We start from the raw sequence: 8,648 nt of genomic DNA on the forward strand, positions 1-8,648 counted from the left end.
ATCGGCGAACTCATCGACTGCTTCACGCACCAGGAATGCGAAAACTACTTCGCCGCCTGCGGATACGATGCAGATTGATCGGAAAACGCTCTAGGGACGCCGCGGCAAAATCTTCTAGAAGATTTTGATGTTGCAGGATTTTCCAGAAAATCCTGGGGCGCACGATCTTCTGGAAGATCGTGTCGCGTCGACGCTGGTGCGCGGTTCGGCCCCGATGCGGGACCGGCCCGCGAAAAAACCCGCCGGAGGCAGAGCCATCCGGCGGGAGAGTAGGACTTCGAACGGGGACAGAGGGAGCGAGGGACGAGAGGTTCGAAGCCCGAGGGGATCGGTCGGGGAGGGATCAGTCGAGGCCGATGCCGACGACGACGCAGGTCTCGCCCGGGCCGGCATTGACGTGGTTGTTGGCGCCGTTGCCGCCCTGGACCAGCATGCACTTGGTGCCGTTGCCGTTCAGGACCATCGAGCCGTTATGGCCGTTGCCGTACTGGTCGACGATGCCGGCATTGCCGTTGGGGTTCAGGATCGCGGCCGCGGCGTTGGCGCCGTTCGAGGTGATCCGGCCGTTCTTGTGATGATCCTTGGCCAGCTCGTAGCCGATCATGCCCAGCTTCATCAGGTTGGCTTCGTCCTGGTTCTTCGCCGAATAGCCGAAGGTGATGGTGCCACCGGCCAGGGCGGGAGCGGCGAGGGCGGTGGAAATGGCGAGGGTGATGGCAGCGAGTTTCATGTCGGAATTCCTTTTCTGGGTTAGGCGAATATGGGTCGGTTGGAGGTTGGGTCGGGTTCAGAGATCGGCCTTCTGGCCGCAGACATAGGACTTGCCGTCCATGTGCAGGATCAGTTCGGCCTCGACGCTGTCGGGGTCCATGCCGCCGAGCGACGCCTGGCCAAGGGTTTCGGTCTTGCCGGCCTTGACCATGAAGCTGCCGCCCTGGCTGATCGTTGTGCGGCCGCCGGAGCGCGAGGAGATGTTCAGCTCGTAGGCGCCCTCGACCGTGGCGTCGGCGTGCAGGACGCCGGTCCAGGTATAGCCGCGGCCGGACTTCTCGACCTGGATCTCGCACTGCACGGGGGGCAGCGCGCTGTCGTCGTCGGAGCTTTCCGCGCTGGTCGCGGCGGCCAGCCCGAAGACGGAAAGCGACAGGGCCGCTGCGGGGAGGGCGAATGCGCCGGCTTTGGTGCGCAGGAAGGTCATGGGTTTGTCTCCTGGATGTGCCGCCGTCGGGGCGGTGGATTGCGGGGGTTGCGTACCGGGCGGGGGAGGCTCCGCCCGGTACGTGACGGGTCTTAGTTGCCGTTCACGATGGCGACCACGTTGCCCGAACCGTTCACGTTCGAGGACGTGTAGTTGCCGGTGCCGGTCGTCACGGCGGCGACGAAGTTGCCGTTGCCGTTGGTGTTGATGTTGGTCGTGTTGCCGACGCCGATCGTGGCGGCCCCGACCGTGTTGCCCGACCCGTTGGTCGAGGTGTAGGTGCCGTTGCCGTAGCCGGCGGTGCCGACCGCGGTGTAGTTGCCGTGGCCGTCGGTCACAGCGATGGTGCTGTTGCCGTTGCCGTAGACGTCCACCTGGGTGTGGTTGCCGCAACCGGCATTGCCCACGCCGACCTCGTTGCCGTAGCCGTTGACATTGGCGCCGGCGTAGTTGCCCGGGCACCAGGCGAAGGAGGGCGCCGCGGCCAGAACGGCGGTGGCGGTGATGGCGGCGAAGGAAGCTTTCTTGAAAATCGCGAAGGTCATTGAGTTGGTCTCCAGTTGGGCTCGTGTGTTCAGGTTTCAGGTTCGTGTTGTGTGTGGTCGGCGTGGCGTTGCGTCGTGCTGCGCTGTGCCGATGACCTCAACCTGGGCCGGGTCGGAGACGTCAGGCAATTTCACGCCGGGGTTATGCCCTATCCCCCGCGCTGTTATCCGATGACACGGCCGGAAATGCCGCTGCGTCACGGCGGGAGAATCGTTTCAGGGCAATGGGTTGCGGCGCATGTGCAGCCGGCCCGCCGGTCGCGCAACAATGCGTCGAGTCACGTCGCGTCTTTGGGAAGAAAAGTTTTGGCGGGGTCTGGCGCGGGGCCAAATCACCCCCGTTCGTCATCCGATAACAGGGGGTCTCGGGCCGTCCGGCGCGCCGTTTCGAGTCGGATCTGGCGGTCGCGCTCCCGGAATCGGGCGCGGTCCGACTCGGAATATTCCGACAGGCAGCGGTGGCAGGAGACGCCCGATTCGTATTCGGGCCGGGTCCGGTCCGCCTCGGACAGCGGGCGGCGGCAGGCGTGGCAAAGGACGTGCTCGCCCGCGCGCAACCCGTGCTCCAGGCTGACGCGGCGGTCGAAGACGAAGCAGGCGCCGTGCCAGAGGCTTTCCTCTTCCGGCACCTCTTCGAGATATTTCAGGATGCCGCCCTTGAGGTGATAGACCTCCTCGACGCCCTGGCCGATCAGCCAGCTCGTGGCCTTCTCGCAGCGGATGCCGCCGGTGCAGAACATCGCCAGCCGCTTATTGTGGAACCGGTGTTTGTTCGCCTCCCACCAGGCGGGGAACTCGCCGAAGCTTTTCGTCTTCGGATCGACGGCGCCGTCGAAGCTGCCGATTTCCACCTCGTAGTCGTTGCGGGTGTCGATCACGGCGACATCCGGCGCCGAGATCAGCGCGTTCCAGTCGGCGGGGTCGACATAGCGGCCGACGGCGGCGGTGGGGTCGACGCCGGGCTGGCCCATTGTGACGATCTCGCGCTTCAGCCGGACCTTGAGCCTGGCGAAGGGCATGGTCTCGGCCGCGCTTTCCTTCCAGTCGAGCTCGGCGAAGCCGGGGAGCGCGCGGATACGGGCGAGCACCGCGTCGAGGCCGGCGCGGGGGCCGGCGATGGTGCCGTTGATGCCTTCGGTCGCGAGAAGGAGCGTGCCCTTGACGCCGTGCCCTTCGCACAGCTCCCGCAGCACGGGGCGCAGCGCGGCGGGGTCCGCGACGGGCGCGAAGCGGTAGAGGGCGGCGACGATGACCATGGCGTGGCGGGATAGCCGGCGGCCGGCCCCGCCGCAAGCCTGGCGCGCGGGCGGTCTCGTCAATCCTGCGTCAATGCGCGGGCCCCGGTCCGGCCTTCGATTGATTCCCGCCGCCCGGCTGCTAGGGTGCGTCCGTTCCGGAAGGGAGACCCACATGAGCGACGCGCTGATCGTCATCGACGTCCAGAACGATTTCTGCCCCGGCGGCGCGCTGGCCGTGCCGGAGGGCGATACGATCGTCGGCGGCATCAACGCGCTGATGGCCGAGTTCGGCGCGGTGATCCTGACGCAGGACTGGCACCCGGCGGGGCATTCGTCCTTTGCCTCGATGCACGAGGGCAAGGCGCCGATGGAGATGACCGAGATGCCCTATGGCCCGCAGGTGCTGTGGCCCGACCATTGCGTGCAGGGCAGCCCCGGCGCGCAGTTTCATCCCGACCTGGAGGTGGACCGCGCCGAGCTGATCCTCCGCAAGGGGTTCAACCGGGACATCGACAGCTATTCCGCCTTCTTCGAGAACGACCATGTCACGCCCACCGGGCTGGAGGGCTACCTGCGGACCCGGGGGATCGACCGGCTTGTCATGGTGGGGCTGGCGACGGATTTCTGCGTGAACTTCTCGGCGGTGGACGCGGCGAAGCTGGGCTTCGACGTGACAGTGCGCGAAGAGCTGTGCCGCGGCATCGACCTCGACGGCTCGCTCGCCGCCGCGCGCGACGGGATGCGCGGGGCGGGGGTGGTGCTGGCATGACCGTGGCCGTCTGGACTCGCCTGTGACAAACAAGACTCTTGCTTTTCGGTTCCTGCTGACTCATCTAGATGGCATCCGCCCCACCGAAGCAGGCCTCTCCGCCGATCCAGGAGATGCGCCAGAAGGTGGGGCTTTGCGTTTCGAGCGCGCATGACCCGGATCAGACGCATAGCCATCCTGATCGACGGCGGATTCTTCCTGAAACGGCTTCGCGACTGGCCCGGGCACGACCGCGACTCCCCGTCCTCCGTGATGGGGGACATTCGGCTGATCTGCCGTAATCACGTACGCGGCCTGACCGGCGAGACCTGCCGCATGGAGGAGAGCCGGTGGCTGTACCATGTCTACCGGCTGTTCTTCTATGACGCGGAACCGTTTTCCGGCGCACCGCATCACCCGCTGAAGAACCGGCAGGAGGACTTTGCGCGGACCCCCGAGGCCGCCTTCCGCCGCGCGCTGTTCGATCTCATCCGGCGGGAGCGGAAATTCGCGCTGCGGCTCGGGCACCTCAGCAACGACAGGCCCTGGACGCCGCATGACCGGCATCTCAAACAGCTTCTGAAGATCTGGCACCGCGCCGACGATATTCGCGATGCTCTGACCGGCGCGCGTGCCTTATCCGCCGACGAGGCGGAGGCGGCACGGCAGGTGATCGAGTATTGGCTGGCCCTGAAACCGGATGACATCTATCTTCCGCTGCGTCAGAAGGGCGTAGACATGAAGATCGGGCTGGATATTGCCTCCATGACCCTGAAGCGGCAGGTGGATACCATCATTCTGGTGACGGGAGACAGTGACTTCATTCCCGCCGCAAAGGTCGCGCGGCGCGAAGGGGTCGAGTTCCTTCTCGATCCGATGTGGCGGACGGTCGACGGCCAGCTGATGGAACATATTGACGGGTTGGTCGCGGGGTTCCCGCGTCCGGCCGGAAGACGATGAGCTGACATGGACCCGCACGCGCAAACCCTGTCCCAGGTCGCGCATGGCGACAAGAAGGCGCTGGCGGCGCTGTATCGGGCGCTGGAGAAACCCGTCTACCGCTTCATCCACTCCAGATTGAACGATCCCTTCGAGTCCTCCGACGTACTGCATGACGTGTTCATGGAGGTCTGGCGGTCCGCCGCCAGGTTCGAAGGGAGATCGAAAGTGCAGACCTGGATATTCGGTATCGCCTACCGCAAGGTCATCGACCTGCACCGCAAGCGCGGACGGCAGGACGTGACCGACGACATCCCCGAGCAGGTGGATGACAGCCCCGACGCCGAGACCTGCGTGGCCGCCGGCCAGGAGGCCGAGCATGTGCGGCATTGCCTGGAGACGCTGAAGGACGATCACCGCACGGCGATCAGCCTGGCGTTCTACGAGGACATGACCTATGCCGAGATCGCCGAGGTCGCGGGCGTGCCCGAGGGCACCGTCAAGACCCGCGTGTTCCATGCCAAGAAGCTTCTGATGCGCTGCCTGTCGGGCCGGATCGAGCGGAGGGTGCCGGCATGACGACGCGCGACGACATCCACGAACTGCTGCCTTTCCTGGCGAACGACACCCTGGAGGGCGAGGAGCGGCGCGCCGCCGAGGCCGCGGTGGCCGAGGATCCGGAGCTGCAGACCGAGTTGGCGGCGCTGCGCGCCGTGCGCGAGACGATGCGGGCCGAGGACGCCTACAGCCCCGGCGAGATGGGGCTGGCGCGGCTGATGCGCGATGTCGAGGCGGAGGCGCCGCAGGCCGCCGCGCCGCCGCGGTCCGGCCGGGTGCTGGCCTGGCAGGCCGCGGCCGCCGTGCTGCTGGTGGCGGTGATCGGGCAGGGCGCGTTCCTGATGCGCGGTGGCGGCGACATGGCCGAGGCGCCGCAGCCCGAGGGCTATTCGCTGGCCGGGGCGGGCGCCGAGGCGCCGTTCACCGTGGCCATCGCCCCCGACACGCCGGAGCGGGCGCTGCGCGCGCTGCTCCTGGAGGCGGGCGTCGAGGTCACGGGCGGGCCGTCGGCGCTCGGGCTTTACCAACTGGCGCCGGTCGAAGGCGTGACTCCGGACGAGGCGCGTGGCATCCTTGAGGCCTCCGATATTGTCGAGGATCTGACCCTCAACCAGTGATTTGAGAGACATGCAGAAAAGATACCGAGAGATGCGGCACGCCATCGCCCTGTTATTGGCCCTCCTGCTCGCCGGACCCGCGGTCGCGCAGACCGGCGATGGTGACGGCGGCTACGATGGCGCGTACGGTCACGACAACGACGAGGACAGCCAGTCGAACGACTCGGAGCTGATCCCGGACGAGGTCGTGCGGCTGCGCGGCGGACGCGCGGAGTTCGTGACGGTCGGGCCGGCGGACCAGGCCGCCGCCGCGGCAGAGGCGCTCCGCGCGCAGGGCGCGCGGGTGGTGCGGGTGCGGCCCTATCCGAACCTCGGGCGCTATTCGCTGTTTCTCGATCTCGACGGCCTGTCGCTTGCCCGGGCGCGCGCGATCCTGGACCAGGTGGCGCCGGAGACCCGGATCGACCGGCACAGCATGTACCGCCTGACACAGGGCAAGCCGCGGCTCTATGCCGCCAGCATGATCGACGCGCCGGTCGAGACCTGCCGGCTGACCGGGCTGCGGATCGGCGTGATCGACGGCGCGCTGGACCCGTCGCATCCGGCACTGGCCGGCGTGCGGCTGGTGACGCATTCGGTGCTGGACCGGCGCGGCGGGACCAACCCGAACCACGGCACCGCCGTCGCCGCGCTGATCGCCGGGACCGATCCCGACGGCGTGCTGACCGGCTTTGCCGCGGGGGCCGACCTCTATGCCGTCACCGCCTTCGGGCGCGAACGGCGCGGGCCGGCCTCGGACGTCGAGGGGATCTCGGCGGCGCTCGACTGGCTGATGGGCCAGGGCGTGCGGCTGGTGAACATGTCCTTCGCGGGGCCGCAGAACGCGGCGCTCGACGATATCCTGCGCCTGGTGGCCGGGCGCGGCGTGATCATGGTGGCCGCCGCCGGCAATGACGGGCAGGACTATGCCGCCTATCCCGCCGGGGCGCCGGGGGTGATCGCGGTGACGGCGGTGGATGCCGCCGGGCGCCGCTATACCGCCGCCAATACCGGCCCGCATATCGAGTTCGCGGCGCCGGGGGTCGACCTGTACGTGGCGAAGCGCAACGGCGGCAGCTATGCCTCGGGCACCTCCTATGCCGCGCCGATCGTCACCGCGCTGGCGGCAAGGCTGATGCGGCGCGGGGCCGGGTCGACCGATGCGATCCGCGCGCGGCTGCGCAGCCAGAGCGAGGATCTGGGCGCGCCGGGGCGCGACACGCATTACGGCTGGGGGCTGCCGCGCGCCGGGGGCTGCTGAGCCCGGACGGCGCAGGCCCGGATTTTCTTTGAACCGCGAGAGACGGCCGCCCGACACACGGGTGCAACGGGCGCGTCCCTGTCCCGTTTCTGCTGTCCTTGCGGGGTCAACTCCCCTTCAGGCCCCGCATGACCTGACCCCTGCCTTCGGGCGGGGGTCTTTTTCGTCGGCGCCGATCCCTGCCGACGCGCGGGCGCGGGGCCTTTCCGTTTTGACAAGCCGCGGCCCGCTTGGTGTAACGGGCTGCCGGAGGAAGGAAGCACCATGGTCGACATCGCCACCCGCGTCTACAATCACAAGTGGAAGATCGACCCGATCGTGCGGTCGCTGATCGACACCGACTTCTACAAGCTCCTGATGTGCCAGTCGGTGTTCCGCAACAACCGCGACACCCATGTGAAGTTCTCGCTGATCAACCGGACCAAGGAGGTCAAGCTGGCCGAGCTGATCGACGAGGGCGAGCTGCGGCTGCAGCTGGATCATATCCGGTCGCTGTCGCTGACGCGGGGCGAGTCGACCTGGATGCGGGGCAACACCTTCTACGGCAAGCGGCAGATGTTCCGCCCCGACTTCATGGAGTGGTTCGAGAACCTCGCATTGCCGCCCTACCAGCTGGAAGTGAAGGACGGACAGTACGAGCTGACCTTCGAGGGCAAGTGGCCCGAGGTGATGCTGTGGGAGATCCCGGCGCTGGCCGTGCTGATGGAGCTGCGCGGGCGCGCGGTGCTGGAGCGGATGAAGCGGTTCGAGCTGGAGGTGCTCTACGCGCGGGCGATGACCAAGCTGTGGGAAAAGATCGAGCGGCTGCGCGAGCTGGACGGGCTGCGGATCGCCGATTTTGGGACGCGGCGGCGGCATTCCTTCCTGTGGCAGGACTGGTGCGTGCAGGCGATGACCGAGGGGCTGGGCGAGGGCTTTGCCGGAACGTCGAACTGCCTGATCGCGATGAAGCGGGATCTGGAGGCGGTGGGGACCAACGCCCACGAGCTGCCGATGATCTATTCCGCGCTGGCCGACACCGAGGCGGAGCTGCGCGCGGCGCCCTACCGGGTGCTGGAGGACTGGCAGGAGGAGCACGACGGCAACCTGCTGATCATCCTGCCGGATACCTACGGCTCGAAGCAGTTCCTGGAGAACGCGCCGGACTGGCTGACCAAATGGACCGGCGTGCGGATCGATTCCGGCGATCCGGCCGAGGGGGCGGAGACCGCCATCGCCTGGTGGAAGTCGCGCGGCGAGGATCCGAAGAAGAAGCTGGTGATCTTTTCCGACGGGCTGGACGTGGAGAAGATCGAGGAGCTGCATGCGCGGTTCTCGGGACGGGTGCGCGTGTCCTTCGGCTGGGGCACGCTTCTGACCAACGATTTCCGGGGGCTGGTGCCGGGCGACGCGCTGGCGCCGTTCTCGCTGGTCTGCAAGGCGACCGAGGCGGAGGGGCGGCCGACGGTGAAGCTGTCGGACAATCCGCGCAAGGCGATGGGGCCGGCGGCCGAGATCGAGCGCTACAAGCGGGTGTTCGGCGTCGGGCAGCAGGAGGCGCTGGACGTGGTGGTGTGAGGCGTCGG

General features: G+C 67.6%; 10 protein-coding genes. 6 read left to right on the forward strand and 4 right to left on the reverse strand.

From position 1 onward, the window contains the following. Positions 1–343: 343 nt before the first annotated feature. The 4 genes from P1J78_RS23270 to trhO all read right to left on the reverse strand — a co-directional run bounded on the left by P1J78_RS23270 (position 344) and on the right by trhO (position 2,999). Positions 344–730 (reverse strand): hypothetical protein, encoded by a 387-nt coding sequence (locus P1J78_RS23270; protein ID WP_275569775.1) that lies wholly within the window; start codon positions 728–730, stop codon positions 344–346. Between the two features lie 57 nt (positions 731–787). Further along, positions 788–1,198, reverse strand: a complete 411-nt coding sequence (gene csgH, locus P1J78_RS23275; protein WP_275569776.1) for a curli-like amyloid fiber formation chaperone CsgH — start codon at positions 1,196–1,198, stop codon at positions 788–790. A 92-nt stretch (positions 1,199–1,290) separates the two neighbouring features. After that, positions 1,291–1,743, reverse strand: a complete 453-nt coding sequence (locus P1J78_RS23280; RefSeq protein ID WP_275569777.1) for a hypothetical protein — start codon at positions 1,741–1,743, stop codon at positions 1,291–1,293. A 332-nt stretch (positions 1,744–2,075) separates the two neighbouring features. Further along, on the reverse strand, positions 2,076–2,999 hold the full coding sequence (gene trhO / locus P1J78_RS23285) for an oxygen-dependent tRNA uridine(34) hydroxylase TrhO (RefSeq protein ID WP_275569784.1): 924 nt from the start codon (positions 2,997–2,999) through the stop codon (positions 2,076–2,078). Positions 3,000–3,153: 154 nt separating this feature from the next. Between trhO and pncA the strand changes: the two genes are divergently transcribed. From pncA to pncB, 6 genes are all read left to right on the forward strand, one after another. Beyond that, positions 3,154–3,750, forward strand: a complete 597-nt coding sequence (gene pncA / locus P1J78_RS23290) for a bifunctional nicotinamidase/pyrazinamidase (RefSeq protein ID WP_275569778.1) — start codon at positions 3,154–3,156, stop codon at positions 3,748–3,750. A 150-nt stretch (positions 3,751–3,900) separates the two neighbouring features. Continuing rightward, complete coding sequence (locus P1J78_RS23295) at positions 3,901–4,689, forward strand: NYN domain-containing protein (protein ID WP_275569779.1); 789 nt, start codon at positions 3,901–3,903, stop codon at positions 4,687–4,689. A gap of 6 nt (positions 4,690–4,695) precedes the next feature. Beyond that, positions 4,696–5,247 carry an RNA polymerase sigma factor gene (locus tag P1J78_RS23300; protein WP_275569780.1) on the forward strand — a complete coding sequence of 184 codons (552 nt, stop codon included), beginning with the start codon at positions 4,696–4,698 and terminating at the stop codon, positions 5,245–5,247. Continuing rightward, positions 5,244–5,843, forward strand: coding sequence for a hypothetical protein (locus P1J78_RS23305; RefSeq protein WP_275569781.1), 600 nt, complete (start codon positions 5,244–5,246; stop codon positions 5,841–5,843). Before P1J78_RS23300 ends, P1J78_RS23305 begins: the two co-directional genes overlap by 4 nt. 10 nt (positions 5,844–5,853) lie before the next feature. Then, positions 5,854–7,083 carry a S8 family serine peptidase gene (locus P1J78_RS23310; RefSeq protein WP_275569782.1) on the forward strand — a complete coding sequence of 410 codons (1,230 nt, stop codon included), beginning with the start codon at positions 5,854–5,856 and terminating at the stop codon, positions 7,081–7,083. A 264-nt stretch (positions 7,084–7,347) separates the two neighbouring features. Next, the gene (pncB, locus tag P1J78_RS23315) at positions 7,348–8,640 is read left to right on the forward strand and encodes a nicotinate phosphoribosyltransferase (RefSeq protein ID WP_275569783.1); all 1,293 of its coding nucleotides are present in this window, start codon (positions 7,348–7,350) and stop codon (positions 8,638–8,640) included. The last annotated feature ends 8 nt before the right edge of the window (positions 8,641–8,648 follow it).

The organism is Psychromarinibacter sediminicola, assembly GCF_029168335.1.
Classification (GTDB): domain Bacteria; phylum Pseudomonadota; class Alphaproteobacteria; order Rhodobacterales; family Rhodobacteraceae; genus Psychromarinibacter; species Psychromarinibacter sediminicola.